The organism is Lysobacter sp. GCM10012299, from assembly GCF_042649405.1.
In the GTDB taxonomy this organism is placed as follows: Bacteria; Pseudomonadota; Gammaproteobacteria; order Xanthomonadales; family Xanthomonadaceae; genus Lysobacter_J.
The window spans coordinates 330,485-350,307 of sequence record NZ_JBHRZC010000003.1; the positions used below are offsets into that span (position 1 = coordinate 330,485).

The 19,823-nt window shown below is 66.4% G+C and carries 23 protein-coding genes; 7 read left to right on the forward strand and 16 right to left on the reverse strand.

The window, feature by feature from the left end; all coding sequences use genetic code 11:
- The first annotated feature begins 46 nt into the window (after positions 1 to 46).
- The gene (locus ACFOPO_RS09485) at positions 47 to 322 is read left to right on the forward strand and encodes a hypothetical protein (protein WP_386702960.1); all 276 of its coding nucleotides are present in this window, start codon (positions 47 to 49) and stop codon (positions 320 to 322) included.
- A 6-nt stretch (positions 323 to 328) separates the two neighbouring features.
- Here ACFOPO_RS09485 and ACFOPO_RS09490 read toward each other — a convergent pair whose 3' ends face one another.
- From ACFOPO_RS09490 to ACFOPO_RS09505, 4 genes are all read right to left on the reverse strand, one after another.
- Positions 329 to 865, reverse strand: coding sequence for a hypothetical protein (locus ACFOPO_RS09490; RefSeq protein WP_386702961.1), 537 nt, complete (start codon positions 863 to 865; stop codon positions 329 to 331).
- Positions 866 to 963: 98 nt separating this feature from the next.
- Positions 964 to 1,881 carry a VOC family protein gene (locus ACFOPO_RS09495; protein ID WP_386702962.1) on the reverse strand — a complete coding sequence of 306 codons (918 nt, stop codon included), beginning with the start codon at positions 1,879 to 1,881 and terminating at the stop codon, positions 964 to 966.
- A gap of 12 nt (positions 1,882 to 1,893) precedes the next feature.
- Complete coding sequence (locus ACFOPO_RS09500) at positions 1,894 to 3,258, reverse strand: DUF1214 domain-containing protein (protein WP_386703290.1); 1,365 nt, start codon at positions 3,256 to 3,258, stop codon at positions 1,894 to 1,896.
- The gene (locus tag ACFOPO_RS09505; RefSeq protein WP_386702963.1) at positions 3,140 to 3,535 is read right to left on the reverse strand and encodes a hypothetical protein; all 396 of its coding nucleotides are present in this window, start codon (positions 3,533 to 3,535) and stop codon (positions 3,140 to 3,142) included. The genes ACFOPO_RS09500 and ACFOPO_RS09505 overlap by 119 nt, the downstream gene beginning before the upstream one ends.
- A gap of 217 nt (positions 3,536 to 3,752) precedes the next feature.
- Here ACFOPO_RS09505 and ACFOPO_RS09510 point away from each other — a divergent pair, with 217 nt between their 5' ends.
- Positions 3,753 to 4,430: a hypothetical protein gene (locus ACFOPO_RS09510; RefSeq protein WP_386702964.1), complete on the forward strand. Its 678-nt coding sequence runs from the start codon at positions 3,753 to 3,755 to the stop codon at positions 4,428 to 4,430.
- 41 nt (positions 4,431 to 4,471) lie between these two features.
- On the opposite strand, the gene prpF is transcribed toward ACFOPO_RS09510, so the two are convergent.
- The 4 genes from prpF to ACFOPO_RS09530 all read right to left on the reverse strand — a co-directional run bounded on the left by prpF (position 4,472) and on the right by ACFOPO_RS09530 (position 10,321).
- Complete coding sequence (prpF, locus tag ACFOPO_RS09515) at positions 4,472 to 5,656, reverse strand: 2-methylaconitate cis-trans isomerase PrpF (RefSeq protein WP_386702965.1); 1,185 nt, start codon at positions 5,654 to 5,656, stop codon at positions 4,472 to 4,474.
- A gap of 56 nt (positions 5,657 to 5,712) precedes the next feature.
- Complete coding sequence (gene acnD / locus ACFOPO_RS09520; RefSeq protein ID WP_386702966.1) at positions 5,713 to 8,310, reverse strand: Fe/S-dependent 2-methylisocitrate dehydratase AcnD; 2,598 nt, start codon at positions 8,308 to 8,310, stop codon at positions 5,713 to 5,715.
- A 126-nt stretch (positions 8,311 to 8,436) separates the two neighbouring features.
- Entirely contained in the window at positions 8,437 to 9,216 is a 780-nt protein-coding gene (locus ACFOPO_RS09525) for a hypothetical protein (protein WP_386702967.1), read from the reverse strand.
- A 76-nt stretch (positions 9,217 to 9,292) separates the two neighbouring features.
- Entirely contained in the window at positions 9,293 to 10,321 is a 1,029-nt protein-coding gene (locus ACFOPO_RS09530) for an NADP-dependent oxidoreductase (RefSeq protein ID WP_386702968.1), read from the reverse strand.
- Between the two features lie 141 nt (positions 10,322 to 10,462).
- Between ACFOPO_RS09530 and ACFOPO_RS09535 the strand changes: the two genes are divergently transcribed.
- A complete protein-coding gene (locus ACFOPO_RS09535) occupies positions 10,463 to 11,032 on the forward strand; it encodes a hypothetical protein (RefSeq protein ID WP_386702969.1) in 570 nt (189 codons plus the stop codon).
- A 12-nt stretch (positions 11,033 to 11,044) separates the two neighbouring features.
- A complete protein-coding gene (locus ACFOPO_RS09540; RefSeq protein ID WP_386702970.1) occupies positions 11,045 to 11,899 on the forward strand; it encodes an outer membrane protein OmpK in 855 nt (284 codons plus the stop codon).
- 6 nt (positions 11,900 to 11,905) lie between these two features.
- Here the strand turns inward: ACFOPO_RS09540 and ACFOPO_RS09545 are convergent, their stop codons facing one another.
- The 7 genes from ACFOPO_RS09545 to ACFOPO_RS09575 form a co-directional block, all read right to left on the reverse strand.
- A complete protein-coding gene (locus tag ACFOPO_RS09545; RefSeq protein WP_386702971.1) occupies positions 11,906 to 12,325 on the reverse strand; it encodes a low affinity iron permease family protein in 420 nt (139 codons plus the stop codon).
- Between the two features lie 70 nt (positions 12,326 to 12,395).
- Positions 12,396 to 13,022 carry a hypothetical protein gene (locus ACFOPO_RS09550; RefSeq protein ID WP_386702972.1) on the reverse strand — a complete coding sequence of 209 codons (627 nt, stop codon included), beginning with the start codon at positions 13,020 to 13,022 and terminating at the stop codon, positions 12,396 to 12,398.
- The gene (locus tag ACFOPO_RS09555) at positions 13,022 to 13,792 is read right to left on the reverse strand and encodes a DUF899 domain-containing protein (protein WP_386702973.1); all 771 of its coding nucleotides are present in this window, start codon (positions 13,790 to 13,792) and stop codon (positions 13,022 to 13,024) included. Before ACFOPO_RS09555 ends, ACFOPO_RS09550 begins: the two co-directional genes overlap by 1 nt.
- Positions 13,793 to 13,905: 113 nt before the next feature.
- Positions 13,906 to 14,580 (reverse strand): glutamine cyclotransferase, encoded by a 675-nt coding sequence (locus ACFOPO_RS09560; RefSeq protein ID WP_386702974.1) that lies wholly within the window; start codon positions 14,578 to 14,580, stop codon positions 13,906 to 13,908.
- 43 nt (positions 14,581 to 14,623) lie between these two features.
- A complete protein-coding gene (locus tag ACFOPO_RS09565; RefSeq protein ID WP_386702975.1) occupies positions 14,624 to 15,844 on the reverse strand; it encodes a helix-turn-helix domain-containing protein in 1,221 nt (406 codons plus the stop codon).
- Between the two features lie 47 nt (positions 15,845 to 15,891).
- A complete protein-coding gene (locus ACFOPO_RS09570; RefSeq protein ID WP_386702976.1) occupies positions 15,892 to 16,290 on the reverse strand; it encodes a DUF1801 domain-containing protein in 399 nt (132 codons plus the stop codon).
- Between the two features lie 101 nt (positions 16,291 to 16,391).
- Entirely contained in the window at positions 16,392 to 17,075 is a 684-nt protein-coding gene (locus ACFOPO_RS09575; protein ID WP_386702977.1) for an N-acetylmuramoyl-L-alanine amidase, read from the reverse strand.
- A gap of 320 nt (positions 17,076 to 17,395) precedes the next feature.
- Here ACFOPO_RS09575 and ACFOPO_RS09580 point away from each other — a divergent pair, with 320 nt between their 5' ends.
- Positions 17,396 to 17,752, forward strand: a complete 357-nt coding sequence (locus tag ACFOPO_RS09580) for a helix-turn-helix domain-containing protein (RefSeq protein ID WP_386702978.1) — start codon at positions 17,396 to 17,398, stop codon at positions 17,750 to 17,752.
- A gap of 11 nt (positions 17,753 to 17,763) precedes the next feature.
- A complete protein-coding gene (locus tag ACFOPO_RS09585) occupies positions 17,764 to 18,216 on the forward strand; it encodes a DUF6010 family protein (RefSeq protein ID WP_386702979.1) in 453 nt (150 codons plus the stop codon).
- A gap of 62 nt (positions 18,217 to 18,278) precedes the next feature.
- On the opposite strand, the gene ACFOPO_RS09590 is transcribed toward ACFOPO_RS09585, so the two are convergent.
- Entirely contained in the window at positions 18,279 to 19,409 is a 1,131-nt protein-coding gene (locus tag ACFOPO_RS09590) for a hypothetical protein (RefSeq protein WP_386702980.1), read from the reverse strand.
- A gap of 183 nt (positions 19,410 to 19,592) precedes the next feature.
- Here ACFOPO_RS09590 and ACFOPO_RS09595 point away from each other — a divergent pair, with 183 nt between their 5' ends.
- Positions 19,593 to 19,817, forward strand: a complete 225-nt coding sequence (locus tag ACFOPO_RS09595; protein WP_386703291.1) for a helix-turn-helix domain-containing protein — start codon at positions 19,593 to 19,595, stop codon at positions 19,815 to 19,817.
- Positions 19,818 to 19,823: the final 6 nt, after the last annotated feature.

The window sequence follows — 19,823 nt, forward strand, 5'->3', positions numbered from 1 at the left end:
CCTGCACCCTGCAGGCCGACCGGGCCGGACATCCGAGTAAACCGCCATGAGCCACCTGCGTACCGCCTACCAGCCCATCAGCTGCGAGTTCCATGATCGCCTCGAGGACCTCGCGACCCTGCGCAAGCCCGCGCGCATCAGCTTCCGCGACGACGACGACGCCATCCAGCAGCGCGAGGCCGTCATCACCGATGTGTTCGCCCGCAGCGGCGAGGAATTCCTGTCGATGGGCAATGGAGAGATCCTGCGCCTTGACCGCCTCGTCGAGGTCGACGGCGCGCGCCTTGCCGACTACGACGCGTCGTCGTGCAGCATCAACTGACGCCAATCAGCGGCGCATCTGCCCCTGGCCCAACGGCGCCACCGGCATGGGCATGGGCATCGGCCCGGACATCGGACCCGGTCCGGGCCCGTAGTACGCACCCGGGTAGGGCGCGCCATAACCCGGCCCATACAGCGGGCCGTCGTACTGGCCGATGCTGATGTTCATGCCGACATGGCCCGTGTCGCCGTCATCGGTGACGTAGGTCTTGTTCATACTGATGTCGGCGGTCTGCCAGTTGCTGTTGCCGCCCTGCTTCGACCAGCCCACACCCGCGCCCAGGCCGCCGTGCACCTGCCAGTCGCTGCTGGTGCCGGCATCGGGATTGATGCGCCGGTTGGCGAACGGGCGCCAGACCGGATCGCCTGGTGAGGCACCCGGCGGAAGCTTCTGGTAATCGGCGGTGTTGGTGAATTCGATCGGCGTCGCCGGCACGCTCAGGTCCAGTGCGGACGCGGCGGACGCATCGTCCTGTGCCATCGCCGGCACGAAGGCCAACGCGCCACACAGGCTCAGGAGACTGAATGCTTTTGCCTTCTTCATGGCGGGTCTCCAGGGTGTGCTGAACGCGCGTTGCAGGCGTTGACGCTAACAACAACCGATTGAATGGCAGCTGTCGGCGACCGGCCAGCATCGGTCAACTATACGTCCTCCGACGCCGCCGCCCTGATCGTTGCCAGCTCCAGCTTGTGCATGGGCAGGAACGCCTGGGTCACGCGGTCGATGGTGGCCTGGTCACCGGCTTCCATGATCTCGTCCATCAGCTGCGGCGTGACCTGCCACGACAGCCCGAACCGGTCCTTGCACCACCCGCACTGCTCGGCCTCCGGCACGCTGGACAGCTGTGCCCAGTAGCGGTCGATCTCGGCCTGGTCGCGGCAGGTGACCATGAACGAGATCGCTTCGTTGAAGCCGAAGCCGTGCGGGTGCCCGCTGTCCATCGCCACGAACCACGTCTCGCCCAGGCGGAAGTCGGAGAACATCACCGTGCCTTCCCGGTCCTGCGGCATGCCGGCGGGGTACTTCACCAGCTGCCCGGCCTGCGAGTCGTCGAAGACCGAACGGTAGAAGGCACCCGCGGCCTCGGCCTTGCCATAGGCGTCGCCGGTGAACATCAGCGCCGGCACGATGGCCGGCCTGGGTTCGCTGCCCGACGGCTTCAGGAACAGCTGCCACGACACGCCATAGCGGTCCTGCAGCCAACCGTAGCGCTCACTGAAGGGGTAGCTGTCCAGCGGCATCAGCGCCTGGCCGCCCTCGCCCAGCGCTGCCCAGAGCTTGTCGAGCTTCGCGCGCGCATCCGGATCGCGCGACGGATCGAAATTGACGAAGAACGACACCGACGGATTGAACTTGAACAGCGGCCCGGCGCTGATCGCCATGAAGGGTTGCCCTTGCACGGTGAACGCCACCACGTCGCAGTCTCCCGACGGCGTGTTGCGCAGCCGGGTGACGTAGTCGATCTGCGAGTCCGGGAACACCGAGCAATAGAACTCGGCGGCCTCCTTCGCCTCTTTGTCGAACCACAGGTGCGGGGTGATCGGCTTGACGAGTGGCATGCAGGATCTCCCTCAGGATTTCTTGACCAGCGGCGGCGGGAAGTAGCTGCCGTCGGCGACGCCGCCCTTCGGTCCGTAGAAGCGGAACGTCAGGCGATAGTCCTTGCCCGCCGGCGTCGGCAGCCAGTTCGGATCGGGCGCGTCGGCCGGCTTCTCCGGGGCGAAGTACAGCGTCAGCGAACCGTCGGCGTTGTATTTCAGTCCCGACTCGCGGTTCAGCAGGAAGCGGTTCTTCGGATTGGGCAGCACGCGCGCGAACACCGGGTCGACCGCGATCACCGACCAGAAGTAGTCCGCGTACTTCGGCGGCAGGTCATCCTTCGGGAAGGTCATCGTGTACGTGTGGCTGCCGTTGAGCTGCACACCGTCGCCGTCGAGGTTGCCCTTGTAGTAGACGACCTCGTCCATCCGGTTCGCCCAGATGCCGCCAAGGTTGACCAGGGTGCGACCGAGCCAGTCATCGTTGTACGTGCCCACTACGGCCGGGCGCACCCAGTTGTTCTGGACCCTGCCATGGCCAATCGTGGCCGAGGCCTTGCCTAGGTCGACCTGCGCCTTCTCGTGGATGACCTTGTCAACGCGCGCACGCTCGGCGGGGTCCTGGATCCCGGCCGCTATCGCGCGCACCTTCGCGGCGACGGCGTCCATGCCGGCGTTGATGTCCTTCTCGCTGTCGAGCACGGCGGGCGCATTCTCGAAGGCTTCCACGCCCGGCAGGTGCTGGACGTCGAAATCCGGGATCGCCGGTAGGCTTGGCGGCGTCGTTTCGCCCGTGGCGTGCATCGAGAACTTGTGCTGCAGGGCGACGGCCTGGTCCCAGTTATCGCCCAGCTCCACGCGTGCCAGCACGCGCATGTACTTCACCGGCACGTCGATGCGTGTCGTGTTTGCGGGCAATGTCACGTTCGCGCCCTGCAGGCATACGGCGAAGTCGCCCGCGGGTCGCTTGGCCTGCGTGCGCTCGTTGATGTTGGCCACCGTTTCGCCCCAGCCATTGAGGAACTGCACCGTGTAGTAGCGCTTGCTGACCTTGGGCACGGTCACGATCGTGCAGCTGTCCTCGTCGACGGCGACCCAGGCTTCGGAGTACGCGACATCGAGGTTCGGATTCGGCCATTCGACCGCGCCTGGCTTGCGATGGATCATTTCATTCCACTTGAAGCCTTCGGCGAGGTCGGCCTTCTGCTGGCGCAGCACGAGCAGCCGGCCGAGCAGGTAGATCCAGGCGTCGCTGATGTCCTGGTCGGAGTAGGCGGCCTTACTTTCTGCAGGCGCCTGGGTTGGCGGCGTCGACGCGGTTGGCGTCGCTTCCGGCGTGGAACGCTTGCAGGCGCTGGGCACGAATGCCAGGGCAACAAGACACGACATCCAGGCGATACGGTTCATGGCCCACTCCCTCCAGGTCGCACATGACGGCGCCATCGCTTGATGCACTGGCAGCCGTTTCGGCAGCGTGAAAAGGGGCGGCCGAGGCCGCTTCACCCGCCGGCGGAAGCTGGCCGGGCGGCGTCGCATCGCGTTTGTGCGAACGGTAGTAGTGCTCCCTGGCCGCCTGCCGCAGCGCAGGCGGTGCGAAGGCCAGCGTGCAGTCGGCGCGCGCGGGCGAGACGTGCACCAGCGCGACGAACGCGACGACCAGCAACTGGGTTTTCATCGGCGTCGCGTCCGGCAGGCGGGACGCTCAGCCTCGCTGCTTTCCGGATCGCGCAATATCCGGATCGTGCAGGCCATGAGACTTTGTCGCAGGTTCCCACTGCAGCGGTGCGTGACGGCTGTCACGCGTCGCGAAGCATTGCCTGTAACGGGCGGGGCATACTTGCGTCGCTGCGCGCGCAATGGCCGCAGGCATGGACTCAATAACAGGGGAAACAATGAAGAAGGAACTCGCACTGGCAGCATTGCTGGCGGCAGCACCGTTCAGCGCCTTCGCCGGCTCGCTGAACTACACGTATGTCGAGGGCGGCTACGCCCACATGGCCCAGGACGAAGTCCCCAGCTTCAACATGTTCCGGTTCGTCTACGGGCAGCCGGGGGAAGTGAAGAGCGGCGGATTCTTCGGCGCCGCCTCGGTGGCGATGGGCGAATCGCTCTACGGCTTCGGCAGCGTCCATCGAGGCACCGACACCGTGGAAGTGCAGGTCCATGACACGTTCAGGGGAGTCGTTTCATCGACGTACGACGCCGACGTCACCATGACGCGGCTCAACCTTGGCGTGGGCTTGCACCACGGCCTGTCGGATCGCACCGACCTGCTGGCCGAAGTCTCGGCGATCGATACCGACCTGGACATCGAAGACGAAAGCGCAGACGACGACAACTTCCCGAGCGGCTTCGGTGCCCGCTTGTCGGCCGGTGTGCGCTCGGCGCTGACCGATACGGTCGAGATCTGGGGCAAGGGCAACTACACCACCAGTGAGTTCTACGACTCCGAGCTCAGCGCCAGCGTCGGCCTGCAGGTCCGGTTCGGTCCGACCTGGGGCGTCACCGGTGAGGTCGAAGGGGGAAGCGGCTACTCGCAGTACACGCTGGGCGTTCGCGCCAGCTTCTGATCCGCATCCAGGCCCGGGCGCTTGACGCCCGGGCCGATCGATCAGAACGAACCCGCCGGAACCCGCACCGCGCCTTCCATCAGCACGCGCGCACTGCGGCTCATCACGGCCTTGGTGACGGTCCACTCGCCATCGACCTGGCGCGCCTGCGCACCCACGCGCAACGTGCCCGACGGATGACCGAAGCGGACTGCACCGTGCTCGCCACCGCCGGCGGCCTGGTTGACCAGGGTGCCGGGGATGGACGCAGCGGTGCCGATCGCAACCGCGGCCGTGCCCATCATCGCGTGGTGCAGCTTGCCCATCGACATCGCGCGCACGTGCAGGTCGATCTCGGAGGCGGCGATGTGCTTGCCGCTCGAGGAAACGTAATCCTGCGCCGGCGCGACGATCGCCACCTTCGGCGAGTGCTGGCGGGTGGCGGCCTGGTCGAGGCTCTGGATCAGCCCCATGCGCAATGCACCGTGCGCGCGGATCGCCTCGAAACGCGCCAGCGCCTTGGGATCTTCGTTGAACACCGGCTGCAATTCGGTGCCGTTGTAACCCAGCTCGGAGGCGTTGACGAAGATCGTCGGGATGCCGGCGGTGATCATGGTCACCTTCAGCGTGCCGACACCCGGCACGTCGAGGTCGTCGACCAGGTTGCCGGTCGGGAACATCGCACCGCCGTCGCTGTCGTCGGCCGGGTCGAGGAACTCCAGCGCGATCTCGGCCGCCGGGAAGGTCACGCCGTCGAGTTCGAAATCGCCGGTTTCCTGCACCTGGCCGTTGCTCATCGGCACGTGCGCGATGATGGTCTTGCCGATGTTCGCCTGCCAGATGCGCACCACGGCGATGCCGTCGGCGGGCACGCGGCTGGCATCGACGAGGCCGGCGCTGATCGCGAACGGGCCAACCGCCGAGCTGAGGTTGCCGCAGTTGCCGCTCCAGTCGACGAACGCCTTGTCGATCGAGACCTGGCCGTAGAGGTAGTCGACGTCATGGTCCGGCACCGAGGCCTTCGAGATGATCACGCACTTGCTGGTGCTCGACGTCGCACCGCCCATGCCATCGGTGTGCTTGCCATAGGGATCTGGCGAGCCGATCACGCGCATCAGCAGGGCATCGCGCTTCGCGCCGGGGACCTGCGCCACGTCGGGCAGGTCCTGCAGGCGGAAGAACACGCCCTTGCTGGTGCCGCCACGCATGTAGGTGGCGGGGATGCGGATCTGGGGGAGATGGGACATGGGCAAGCGGTTCCGTTCGGGTACGGCGTGCAGTTATTGAAAGCGTGCCGGCGGCCTCAGGCCGCCTGCGCGGACTCCAGGAAGTCATTGGCGAAACGCTGCAGCACGCCGCCGGCGTCGTATATCGACACTTCCTCGGCGGTGTCGAGGCGGCAGGTCACCGGCACTTCGACGCGCTCGCCGTTGCGGCGATGGATGACCAGCGTCAGCTGCGCGCGCGGCGTGCGCTCGCCGATGACGTCATAGGTCTCGGTGCCGTCGATGGCCAGCGTGGTGCGGTTGGTGCCCGGCAGGAACTCCAGCGGCAGCACGCCCATGCCGATCAGGTTGGTGCGGTGGATGCGTTCGAAGCCCTCGGCCGCGATCGCCTCGACACCGGCAAGACGCACGCCCTTGGCCGCCCAGTCGCGCGACGAGCCCTGGCCGTAGTCGGCGCCGGCAATGATGATCAGCGGCTGGCGACGCTCCATGTAGGTTTCGATCGCCTCCCACATGCGCGTGACCTGCCCTTCCGGCTCGATCCGCGCCAGCGAACCCTGCTTCACGTTGCCGGCCTCGTCGCGGACCATTTCGTTGAGCAGCTTCGGGTTTGCGAACGTGGCGCGCTGTGCGGTGAGGTGGTCGCCGCGGTGGGTCGCGTACGAATTGAAGTCTTCCTCCGGCAGGCCCATCTTCGCCAGGTACTCACCGGCCGCGCTCGACGCCATGATCGCGTTCGACGGCGACAGGTGGTCGGTGGTGATGTTGTCGCCGAGCACCGCCAGCGGGCGCATGCCGCTGAGCGTGCGTTCACCGGCCAGCGCGCCCTCCCAGTACGGCGGGCGGCGGATGTAGGTGCTCTGCGGGCGCCAGTCGTACAGGGGGCCGACCTTCTCGCCGTGCTTTTCGCTGATGTGGAACATCGGCTCGTAGACCTGGCGGAAGTGGTCCGGCTTGACGCTGCTGGCGACGATCGCGTCGATCTCCTCGTCGCTCGGCCAGATGTCCTTGAGCGTGATGGCGTTGCCATCGGCGTCATGGCCGAGCGCATCGCGCTCGATGTCGAAGCGCACGGTGCCGGCGATGGCATAGGCGACCACCAGCGGCGGCGAGGCCAGGAAGGCCTGCTTGGCGTACGGGTGGATGCGGCCGTCGAAGTTGCGGTTGCCCGACAGCACCGCGGTTGCGTACAGGTCGCGATCGATCACTTCCTGCTGGATCGCCGGATCGAGCGCACCGCTCATGCCGTTGCAGGTGGTGCAGGCGAAGGCGACGATGCCGAAGCCGAGCTTTTCCAATTCCGACAGCAGGCCGGCTTCTTCCAGGTACAGCTGCACGGCCTTGGAGCCCGGTGCCAGCGACGACTTCACCCACGGCCGGCGAACGAGTCCGCGCGCGTTGGCGTTGCGCGCGATCAGGCCGGCGGCAATCACGTTGCGCGGGTTGCTGGTGTTGGTGCAGCTGGTGATGGCGGCGATGATCACCGCGCCGTCGGGCATCTGCCCCGGCACGTCTTCCCATGCACCGGCGATGCCGCGCGCGGCCAGGTCGGAGGTCGGCAGGCGCTTGTGCGGGTTCGACGGGCCGGCCATGTTGCGCACGACCGACGACAGGTCGAAGGTGAGTTCGCGTTCGTATTCGGCGGTCTCGAGCGCATCGCCCCACAGGCCCGCCTGCTTCGCATAGGTTTCGACCAGCTTGACCTGCGCATCCTCGCGACCGGTCAGGCGCAGGTAGTCGATGGTCTTGTCGTCGATGAAGAACATCGCCGCGGTCGCGCCGTACTCGGGCGCCATGTTGGAGATCGTGGCGCGGTCGCCCAGGGTCAGCGCCGAAGCGCCTTCGCCGTGGAATTCCAGGTACGCGCCGACCACCTTCGACTGGCGCAGGAACTCGGTCAGCGCCAGCACGATGTCGGTGGCGGTGATGCCGGGCTGCGGCTTGCCGGTGAGGTTGACGCCGATGATGTCGGGCAGGCGCATCCACGAGGCGCGACCGAGCATCACGCTCTCGGCTTCCAGGCCGCCTACGCCAATTGCGATCACGCCGAGTGCATCGACGTGCGGCGTGTGGCTGTCGGTGCCGACCAGCGTGTCCGGGAAGGCGACGCCATCGCGCGCATGCACCACCGGCGACATCCGCTCCAGGTTGATCTGGTGCATGATGCCGTTGCCCGGCGGAATCACGTCGACGTTGCGGAACGCCTTCTTCGTCCAGTTGATGAAGTGGAAGCGGTCTTCGTTGCGACGGTCCTCGACGGCGCGGTTCTTGGCGAACGCGTCCTTGTCGAAGCCGCCGTACTCCACTGCCAGCGAGTGGTCGACGATCAGCTGCGTCGGCACCACCGGATTGATCTGCGACGGATCACCGCCACGCTCGGCGATCGCATCGCGCAGGCCGGCCAGGTCGACCAGCGCGGTCTGGCCGAGGATGTCGTGGCAGACCACGCGCGCCGGGAACCAGGGGAAGTCGAGGTCGCGACGGCGCTCGATCAGCTGCGTCAGGTAAGCGTCGAGCATGCCCGGCTCGGCGCGGCGCACCAGGTTCTCGGCATGCACGCGCGAGGTGTACGGCAAGCGGTCGTAGGCGCCGGGCGAGATCGCCTCGATCGCGGCGCGTGCATCGAAGTAGTCGAGCGCGGTGCCCGGGAGCGGCTTGCGGTATTGGCTGTTCATGGCGGCTGCTGTGGTCTTGACCGGGTGCGGAAACGAAGTCCGCCGATTATCCCGCAATTGGAGCGGGGCCGGACCCCGATTACTTGCCTTTGGACGTCAACTTTCCGCCGGAAGTGCCGTGCCGGCTCAGTGCAGCCGCTCGCGCAGGTCCACCAGGGCCTGGTCGGCCGAATCCACGCGGATCAGGCCCATCCGCGGGTACTCGATCTCGATCGTCACGTACACCGTCAAGGTCAGGATCGCGGCGAAGACGAACCGGTGCAGCCAGCTGCGGTCGGGGTTGACCGACGTGGCATAGCCGACCAGCAGCCCGGCGACCAGGCACAGGCCGGCCAGCAGCCAGTAGACGATGCGCGGCGGATGGCTGCGGGTCGCCGCGACGCGGGTGTCGGTGATGTCGAACATCTCGTTCAACGCGTTGATCACCAGCAACGTCGCCGGTGCCGACGCATCCGGGCGTCGGGTCGCACGCACGGCGTTGCGCCAGATCTCGTCCTGCAGCGCCGAACCCTGGTCCAGCTCCGCTTTCGTGTACTCGCGGTTCTCGGCGTCGCGGTAGGTTGCCAGGCGAACTTCCAGGTAGCGCCGGAACAACGCCCGCAGTTCCGGTTGCGCTTCGTCCGGCAGCAGGTCGAGCCGCTGGTAGGCCGTGCCGATGGCGTTGGCCTCCTCGGCCACCAGATGGCGACGGTCATCGAAGCGCGAGGCCGCGCCGAAGAAGGTGAAGGCGATCAGCAGCGCGAGCAGGCCGAACACCGCGCCTTCAGCGGCATCGGCGCCCTTGGTCAGCCCGCGGCTCTCACGCGCGAGGTGGGAGACACCCAGCCGTCGCCCGAGTTCGATGAACAGCACGATCCCCGCGAACAGGCCAGCCGAGAACAGCGCAACCTGCACTGCGAAGCCCATGCTCATCGCTCCACCGCGCCAGGTGCCGGCGCCCGGGCAAGCAGTTTTGGCGAGCCGCCATTAGGCGGTCGTGAAGTCAGTCCGCGACGTGGATCACCAGCTTGCCGAAGTTCCTGCCCTCGAGCAGGCCGATGAAAGCGTCGGGGGCGTTCTCCAGGCCGTCGACGATGTCCTCGCGCAGCTTCACCTTGCCGGCTGCGACCCAGCCGCTCATGTCGCGGTAGAACGGCGCAAAGCCATCGGCGTAGTGATCCATGATGATGAAGCCCTGCAGGCGGATGCGCTTGCGCAGCACCAGGCCCATCAGCAGCGGCAGGCGATCGGGTCCGGCGGGCAGCTTCTCGTCGTTGTAGTGCGCGATCAGTCCGCACACCGGCACGCGCGCGCCATCGTTGAGCAGCGGCAGCACCGCGTCGAGCACCGCCCCGCCGACGTTCTCGAAGTAGACATCGATGCCATCCTTGCATGCCTCCGCCAACTGCTGCGCGAACTGCGGGTCGTTGCGGTCGATGCAGGCGTCGAAGCCGAGCTCGTCGAGCACGTAGCGGCATTTGTCGGCGCCACCGGCAACGCCGACCACGCGCGCGCCCTTGATCCGGGCGATCTGGCCGACCACCGCGCCGACCGCGCCGCTGGCTGCGGCCACGACCACGGTCTCGCCGGGCTTGGGCTCGCCGATGTTCAACAGGCCGTGGTATGCGGTGAATCCCGGCATGCCGAGCGCGCTCAGCGCCAGCGAAGGATGGTCGGTCTTGCCGAGCGGCATCAGGTCGCGCCCGTTCGACAGCGCGTAGTCCTGCCAGCCGGATCCGCCGAGGACGAGATCGCCTTCGGCGAACTTCGGATGGCGCGACGCGACGACGCGGCAGACGGTGCCGCCGACCATCACGTCATCGATCGCGGTAGGCGGCGCATACGACGGCGCTTCGCTCATGCGGCCGCGCATGTAGGGATCGAGCGACAGGTACAGCGTTCGCAGCAGCACCTCGCCCTCGCCGGGCGTGGGCACGTCGGTCTGTTCGAGGCGGAAGTCCTGCGGCGTCGGCGCACCCTTCGGGCGCGAGGCGAGGACGATGCGACGGTTCACGTTCGCGAGCTGCGGCATGGAGGGGCTCCGGTGCGATCAGGCCCACATCTTATGCCGTGCGCACGCCGTCCGGGCCGCGACACAGTGTTTCAATTCCATCACGCAGGCATCACCGCTGGAGTCTGTAATGAGCACCGTCCCCCAGCCGCGTGACCCGTCATGAAATCGATCCTGATCCCCTTCGCGATCGCCGCCTGCCTGTGCACCTTCAGCGCCCATGCGAAGTTGCCGCTGATCAACGCCACCTGCCCCGGCAAACTCGACGTGCACGTCGACCAGGGCGGGCCGGTCTACGTCAACGGCAAGGAAGCCAAGCTCAAGGTCGTCAACGACAACTATTACGAAGCCAAGGACGCAGCGACCGGCACGACGATCTCCATCTCGATCAATCCCGACGGCTCGCCCGACATGTCTTACACCGGCAAGAACCGCGCGAATGGCGTGTGCAGGATTGCCAGCGATACCACGGCCGCTCCCGCAGCCGCTGCTGCCCCGGCCGCGGCGCCGCGCAGCTCGAACCCGGCGTCGGAGAAGGCCTGCCTGGCCGCCGTGTCGAAATCGACCAGCGTGGCCAGCAGCAAGCTCTCGGTGATCTCATCCGAGTTCAGCGAGGCCGGCATTTCCGTTTCGGTGAAGGTGCCCGGCGCGGACGCGCCCTGGGCGTGCATGACCGACCAGAAGGGCAAGGTCTGGAACGTCAGCTACACCGGATCGGAAGGCAAGTTGTAGCGGTCTCGTGCCGTGCCGGCGCGCGTCCTCATCGGGCTGCTGCTGGGTGGACTGGCGCTGGCGGCGTTCCCGGCGATCGCCCAGGAGGCGCCAGCGCCCGCTGAGGACTCGTCGTTCTTCCTGTGGACCGACACGAGCTTCACGCTGCTCGCTTACGGCAAGGGTTTCGCGGTCGATCCCGATGAGCAGTCGACGTTCACCATCGAACATGCGCACGAGTCGAAGATCGGTGACTTCTTCATGTTCATCGACTTCACCGATTTCCACGGCGAGCCAGCTACGGACTCCACCTGGTACGGCGAGTTCGGGCCGCGCCTGAGCTTCGGCAAGATGCTCGACAAGGATCTCTCGCGCACGCTGTTCAAGCACAGCCTTTTCGAGATCAAGGACGTCCTGCTGGCGATGCAGTACGAACGCGGCGAGGACCCCGACCTCGCCGAGGCCGCGCTGGTCGGGCTGGGATCGAACCTCGAAGTCCGCAAGGCCGGGCCGCTCGGCGGACTGGGCAAGTTCAACTACGTGCAGTTGAACGTCTATGGCCGATCGGAGCTGATCGAAGGTGCCCGCCATGGTTTCCACGATGCGCAGATGACGCTGGCCGCCAGCTACCCGTTCCAGATCGGCAACTCGGCGTTCCTGGTCGATGGCTACTTCGACTGGGTGATGGGGCTGGGCTCCGAGGACTGGAGCTACCACCTCAACCCGCAGATCTCCTGGGATGCGGGCGCGAAGATCTGGAACACGCCCGGGAAACTGTTCATCGGCGTCGAAGTCGACCTGTGGTGGAACAAGTACCAGATCGTCAACTCGCCCTTCTTCGACACCAACCAGAATGCCGTGAGCGTGATGCTCAAGTACCACCTGTAAGCGAGGTCACGGCTCCGGCGTGCCGGTGTCCTTCCCGCCCTGGCCAAGCTCCTTGCGCGCATCCGTGGCGAGCGCCTGGTACCTGGCCTTGAACTCGTCGAGCGTCATCTCCTCCAGCTCCTCCAGGTCCAGCAGCGCGTTGTGCGCGCCCTTGGTCGCGCGGATCAGCTCGTCCAGCTTGAGCTGGATGGCCTCGGTGTCGCGGTTCTGGGTGTTCTGGATCAGGAACACCATCAGGAAGGTGATGATGGTGGTCCCGGTGTTGATCACCAGCTGCCAGGTATCGCTGAAGCCGAACAGCGGCCCGGTGACGATCCACACCAGGATCAGCAGCGCGGCGGCAGCGAACACGCGTGGCCGACCGGAGAAGTGGGCGGCCGACTTGGCGAAACGGGTGTACCAGGATGTGCTGGACGACTTGGGCATGGCGGGGCCTCGCTGGTGCGCAGACGATGGCCCCGCATGCGTGCAGGCGTGGTCAATTTGGCAACCGGGCCTAGCGAAGGACCAACAGCGCGGCACCCGTCATCGCCAGCGATGCAGTCCAGGCGTGACGCAACACGGTACGCGGCACCAGGACGGGCACCAGGGCGATGCCACGGCACACGCCGGCGGCCATCGCAGCGGTGGTGGCAAGCATGGCCGTCAGGTGCAGGACCACCGCCGCCATGGCCAGGGCCAGCGAACCCGAAGCCGTGATCTCGCGCGCCGGCGTGTTGCTCATGCACAACGGCACCAGCGCCGGCACCAGCATCAGGCCGGCGCCGTGGACGGTGGCCATCGCGCAGGACCACAGTGCCATGCCGGCGTCGCTGCCCTGCCGGCTGTTGCTGCGGTGCCGCGCGTCACCCAGCCAGCGATGCAATGCCACCGTGATCAGTGACGCGCCTGCCACGAGCTGGACCAGCACGCGATCGATCAGCACGCCTTGCATGACCGCGAAGACGACCAGCGCCACTGACGCGGTGTGGCCGACCGCGATGGGCAGCAGCGCACGCAGCGCCTGCGCGACGTCGCCCGAGCGCACGCCGCGTTCGGCCGCGAACATCCAGCCACCAGCCGGGCTCAGTCCATGCAGTGCACCGAGCCCGGCGACGCCCAGCCATGGCCACCAGGTTGCCATCATCCGCAGCAGGAAGCGGCTGACTTGGCCGGTGCTTCGGGCTCGTAGCGGTCGTGGTGCCGCACCCACGCCATCGGGTAGTCCAGGCCGTCCTCGTCGCGCCCCTTGGGCGTCAGTTCGATCAGGTTGTAGGTGTGCATCATCACCTCGACGCCGCGGCCGTAGCGCGAGTAGGTGTGGAACACCTCGCCGGAGTCATCGCGGACGAACACGCTGATGCCCGGCGCTTCCTCGTGCGGGAACGGCTGACGGACGTAGTTGTAGTCGACCTTGCCGCTGGAGCGCTCTTCGTGGCTGAAGTTGACGCCGAAGTCATGGTTGAAGTCGCTGCCATGCGAGGACACCCAGTCGAACTTCCAGCCCATACGCTGGCGGAAACGCTCGATGTCGGCCAGGGGCGCGCGCGATACCGCGATCAAGGTGACATCGCGCTGCGCCAGGTGGAGGTTGGCGCCGTCGTTGTGGTCGGCCATGAAGGAACAGCTCTTGCAGCCCTGCTCCCAACCCGGCGCGAACATGAAGTGCTGCACCAGCAACTGGCTGCGGCCGTCGAACAGATCGGCCAGGTGGCGCGGACCGTGCAGCGTGTCGAAGACGTAGTCCTTGTCGACGCGCACCCACGGCAGCGCGCGGCGTTCGCGGGCGATCTGGTCCTGCAGGCGGGTGAGTTCCTTCTCGCGTGCCAGCAACTGCAGGCGCTGGGCGAGCCAGCGGTCCCTGCTGACGACGGGATGGTCGTTCTCGGTGAAACGGTCAATCGCGATGTTCATGATGTTCTCCGCATGAGTGGCGAGTGCGCCGGTGCCGCGATTCGCGGGCAAGGCGCTCCCGTCTCCGGCCGGGTGACCGGAGTTGGTTGGCAAGGCGGGTTTCGGTGTTGGCGCTACTTGCCGGGCCGGCGTACGACGCGGACCTTCCCGCTCCCGCCGCCACCGCAATAGAACAGCCCGGCGCCGTCGGACTCGAGACCGCTGACACCCGCGCCGCGCGGCATCTCCAGGCGCTCCAGCACGGTGCCGCTGTCGGCATCGATGTGGCGCAGCTCGCTTTCGTCGCCGTCCCAGACGCCGTGCCACAGCTCGCCATCGACCCATGCCACGCCCGTGACGAAGCGGTTGGATTCGATGGTGCGCACGATCGCGCCGGTGTCCGGATCGATCTGGTGGATCTTGCGGTCGCGGTACTGGCCGACCCACAGGCTGCCTTCGGCCCAGGCCAGGCCCGAGTCGCCGCCTGCACCGGGTGCGGGGATCGACGCCAGCACGTTGCCGGTAGCCGGATCGATCTTGTCGATGCGGGCCTCGGCGATCTGGTACAGATGCTTGCCGTCGAAGGCCGTACCGGCGTGGGCGGCATGTTCGAGCGTGCGATCGACCTGGCCGCTGGCGGGGTCGATCGCAAGCATCTTCGAACCGCCTGCGGCCCACACGCGACTGCCGTCGTAGGTGACGCCGCCGATGTTGTCGGCGCCTTCGAAGGGGCCGAACTCGCGCACGATTTCCGCGGCGCGCGCCGGCACCTTCTCTTCTGTCTTGTCGATGGTGACTAACGTGGGCATTTGCTGGCTCCTGTTGGCGCCGTTGCCGGCGCGTAGGGTCAATCTACTCAGCGGGCAGCGCGGCAGGGAGTAACAAGGTCGTCGTGAAACCGACCAGCGGCGGAGACAGCCAGCGTTGCGCGCGTGTACGACCGATCGAGCGCACTTGCCCGGCGGACTCCAGTTCGGCCAGTGCGCGCTGGACGGTGCGCTGGCTGTCGCCCAGTGCCAGCGCGAGTGCCGACGTCGACCACGCGGCGCCGTCGGCCAGCAGTGCCAGCAGCGACGCCTGTTCGCCGTCGATGGGCGGCACCAGCACGACCACGGCGCGGCCATCGCGGGGCGCCAATGCGAAGCCGCGCGCACTGGCCTCGATGTCGAGCCATGGCGCTACCAGCTTGCGCAGGCGACCGATCTCGACGCGCAGGCGCGCGCGATGCGTTTCGTCCGGATGCCGCGTGCGGAACACGCGAGCGATGAGGGCATTGCGATCGACGTCGCCGGGCCAGCCTTCGGCAAGCGCGCGCAACAAGGCAAACAGGATGGGCCGTCGCGCCAGCGGCAGCCAGGCATCACCGTGACGCAGCCCGCGCCGGCAGGCATCGACGACGAGCACGCCAGACGCGATCAGGGCTTCGACGTCCTCCAGGCGCAACGGCTCCTCGTGGCCGGCATGGAGGCTGCGCGCGGCACTGCGTTCAAGTGCGGCCCGCGCTTCGGCCACCTCGGCAAGCAACGCGGGGACGCGGGCGCGTTCGGCGGCACGGCTGGCATCATCGAGCGCCACCTTCGCCTCTGCCGTGCGCAGCGAACGCAGCGCAACCTCCGCCGTCGCCAGACTGGCCACGGCCGCGAGCGATGGCGGCAGCCCGTCGGTTTCCAGTTGCTTCAACGCAGAACCGGCTTCGTCGAGACGGCCGAGCAGCAGCAACCTGCGCACCGCGATCAGCCGGGCCTGCAGCGCGTTGGCGCGATCATCGCGTGCGTCGAGGGCCGTCGCCGCCTCGGCGAGCGTGCGCGGCGATCCGCCCAGGTCGCGCATGGCCAGCGCCACCTCGGCCTCGGCGACGACGCATCGGGCCCGGGCCAGTTCCTCGCGGACACCAAAGCCGCGCGCCGCGCGGCGCAGCAGTTCGCGGGCGCGTGGATAGTCGCCCAGCTGGGCCATGGCGATGCCGCGCAGCGCGAGCGCCGGCGGGTCGTCGCGCAGGGCCACGCGCTTGAGCGCGCCGAGCGCGTCGCCGGCGACCAGCGCGCGACCGGCCGCGGCTATCAGGGAGTCCATCGCGGCAGGCTACCGCGCCATCAAGCGCTCGCGATAGCCGGCCACGATCACTTCTTCTTGCTCTTGTTCAATGCCACGGCGGCTCGGATGAGCGCTTTCAACGCCTTCTCGTCGATGTCGTCGCCTTCGTGGATGTCGATGGCGCGGCGGGTGTTGCCGTCGAGGCTGGAGTTGAACAGCCCGGTCGGATCGTCCAGCGACGCGCCCTTGGCGAAGGTCATCTTGACCGCGCTCTTGTACGTCTCCCCGGTGCAGATGATGCCGTCGTGCGACCAGGTCGGAACACCGCCCCACTTCAGCTCTTCGACCACGTCGGGATCGGCCTGCTTGACGATGGCACGCACCTTGGCGAGCGTTTCGCCGCGCCAGCCGCCGAGATCCCGGATCTGCGCATCGATCTGCTCGGAGACCGATCCTTCCTTCGCTTCCTTCGCACCGCTCTTCATGGGGTCATCGCTCCTTGAGTGTGGGGGTTCGTCGACAGACCGCCCCACAAGAAGAGCCGGGATTATAGGCGGCGCATGTGAAGGACCGGACTGGAGCGTGGTCACGGTTCGCAGCAGTTGCCCGGTTGCGGGTTGGGCGGCGAGCGCGGCGTTGACGGCGTCGGCGGCAGCGCGATGGTGCCCGGCGGAAGCGCTGAATGCGTCAGCACCATGTCCTTGAAGCGATCCCAGGGGAACTCGGCGCCCGGGTCCGTCCTGCGTCCCGGATCGAGTCGCGCGTGGGAGATGACATGCTTCAGGTTCGGGTACTTCGCACACGCGTACAGCACGATGCGCGCGCAGGCTTCCAACTGCCAGGGCGAGTACGGGTCGCGGCCACGGATGCCCTGGGAATTGACGATCTCGATGCCGAGGCTGCGATTGTTGACGTTCGGCCCGGCGCCCAGGTGCGTGGATGCGTTGACGTTATCGCGGACATGGAACGCGGCCTTCGCTTCGCCAACGGTGGCCCATGCGAATTGCCCATGCGCCGCTTCGGCTTCGTCCGGAATGATCCAATGCGCGCTGGCCTTCACCTTTTTCCACGTGTCGATGGCGTGCCCGGTCGCGAAGCCGGCAGTCGCATGAATCACGACCGTGTCGATGACCTCGAACACGTCGCGACCGCGCGAGCGCGCGCGATTCCGGGTGAGCCAGTGGAATTCCGGATGGAGCCGTTCGGCGAGCGGCAAGAACGGTGGGCGGTCCGAGGAGAGCTTGAACTGGAAGGTCTTGGGATCGGCCATGCTCGTTCTCCGCGAGGCGAGTGAGGGGCAACGTGCCCACCGCCGGCGCCGCGGTCAGCGGCCACCGCTTAGCTGCGCTTGCAAGGGTGCCACGGGCAGCGGGCCGGCCAACGATAGCGGGACCTGGTTAGCGCGGCTGTCCCAGATGGGGCCAGCCATGCTGCCCGGGCAGGCCGGCTGTCCGGATCGCCGCCACGAGGCCCCTGGAGGCCTTCCGTACCGTCCTCGCCCATGAAGCGACACGAAGCGCATGGCTGCCCGTTAGCGCAACTTACGTTGGAACAGGAAAGGATCCCCCGAGGAAAGCCGCTGTGTTCTCCATGTCGTCGCGAATACGACGGGCCCGGGTCGCGGCCCGCCTGACCCAGGCCGAGCTTGCGCGCCGCCTGAACGTGCAGCGCAGCGCGGTCACCCAGTGGGAGCGCGAAAGCGGCACCCACCCCAGCCTGTCGCACCTCACCCAGATCGCCTGCGAAACGCAGGTGCACTTCGAATGGCTGGCCACCGGCCGCGGCGAAAGCCATCCCAGCACGGGTGAGCTGGACACCGCGGTGATCGCCCAGGACTACGCCCGCGACGAACTGGAAAGCCGGGTGCTGCTGGGACTGCGGCAAGTGCATACCCGCGATCGCGAGGCGGCGGTAAGGATCGTCGAGATGTTCGCGACGCTGCGCTGAGTGGAGGCCCCATGTCGACGACACCGCATGCCCACGAACGAGCGAACACATCGGTCTTCGCCCGGCGCCCGCTGGCAACGGGTGTTGCTGTCGGCGTCGGCTCGCTGTTGCCCCATCTGTTCCTGACACCGCAGGCATCGCTCGGCTTCGCCGCCATCCTGATCGCCCTGATCGCCGGCATCTACTTCGGCTTCGCCGTCATGAACGGCTCCAGCCGCGATCAGATGGTGGAGTTCAACGTCGCCGGCCTGTTCGCGGTCACGGGGCTGCTGGGCCTGTTGCTGTGGCCAGTGCTGGTGGCGATCGCGTACTTCGCGCACGCGGCCTGGGACTTCGCCCACCACAACCGCTCGCGCCTGTCGCTGGTGAGGATCCCGAGCTGGTATGTGCCGTGGTGCGTGGTGATCGACGTAATCGTGGGTATCGGGTTGCTGGTGATCTGGAGCCGCAACGGGTTGATCTGAGCGCGTGAGGCGGCGGTCGCCGGTGCTATGCAGGCCCGTCAAGGTACCGTCGGAGGCGAAGCCTAGTCTTCGATTCGGAACGCCACCTTCAGCCTCTTTACGGTCTCAGGCCAAAGAGGAGTCGTCGGCTGAGCGGCGGAGTTCTGATTTCCGAATAGCCCGGCTTCACGAATGGCCTTGGTCAGCGGGACTGTCGCCAACCACTTGATCGGTACGAATCTGTCAGCTCGAACCGGATCGTGCGCGTCCGCCCGGATATCCGCGTGAATACTGCCAACGTCCAAGTACTTCTTCGGCCCGTCCGGCGTTTCAACCAAGAAATCCGCGGCAATGACAGGCTCGCCGGTGACGATTCCGACGCCAAGATATCCAGTGCCGGGGCGATTGACCCAGACCCGTCGGCCGGGGACAAGCAAGCGCAGTGTGCGGCTGTACCACTCGCTGCCGCCCGCACTGATGAACCCGTACTTCTGCGCGTCATCCCAAGATCGCTGGCTGTCGCCATAGTTCGCGTACAGCTCGCCATTCCAGGGCACGCGCTCACGCCGCGCAGTCTGGACTTCATGCTGCTTGTTGCGAACCTTGACCTGGTATTCCTCGGCTTCCTTCAGCGGAATAATCTGTTGAAACTCCAGGAGTAGCCGCTCGTCGAGCTTGTACGCACCCATCCGGAAGCAGGTGATATCGAGCCCCTTCTGATTCAGCCATAGGATCGATGACGTTAGTTCCCTAGAGTAGTCTTCAGAGAACAGGATGACCCTTACATCTGCCGCAAAATCGTCTTCATTCGGCTCAGCCCACCCGAGAAACTCGAGGATTCGCTCGCGGGCAAATCGCGCTTCCTCTGACCCGAGGAATCCTTCAAACGTGGTAATCGCCTGATCGAAGGTCATAGTCGAAACCATCGATGCGTAGCGAATCGCTTGGAGCTCCATATGACTTCCCGTGTCACCGCGCTTCAGCTCAATGACGACCAAGTTTGCCTTGCGATCCAGCGCCAGCAGGTCGATTCGCCGCTTCGACTCGTCCCAATCTCCGAATTCTTCGGCAATCACAAGGAGGTCAGGAATGAGATCGGAGATCTGCTCCCGCAGAAGAGCCTGAAGATCGCGTCGTTCGCGAACCTCCGCGCGCGCGAGACTGATCCGCGAAACACGCGCCAATCGACCGCTTTCGACCTCGTAGAAAGCCATAAATACCTCTCAATCGCCTCAACGATTCCGACCTTCAAGTCAACATCGCAGACGCGGCATCGTCCAACCTCGCCACGCCTGATCCGACGACTTCCGCCGAGTTACGGCTGATACACCGGATCCGACCGGGACCACATCCCTTTGAAAATTTTGTACTATCTTTCCGCCCGGGCGGGGGACATGATGGCACGATCGACATCAAATGATGAGGCGGAGATCCTGACCATAAGACAGGTCGCCCTGTACCTGCAGGTAACTGAGCGCACGATTTATCGGTTAGCTGCCTGCGAAGGCATTCCGGCGTTCAAGGTCGGGGGCTCGTGGCGCTTCCGCCGTAGCGATCTGAATCATTGGATAGCAGGTCGTATTGGCAAGGCGAATGCGACTGCTACCGAGGGGGCGGTATGAGCGCCA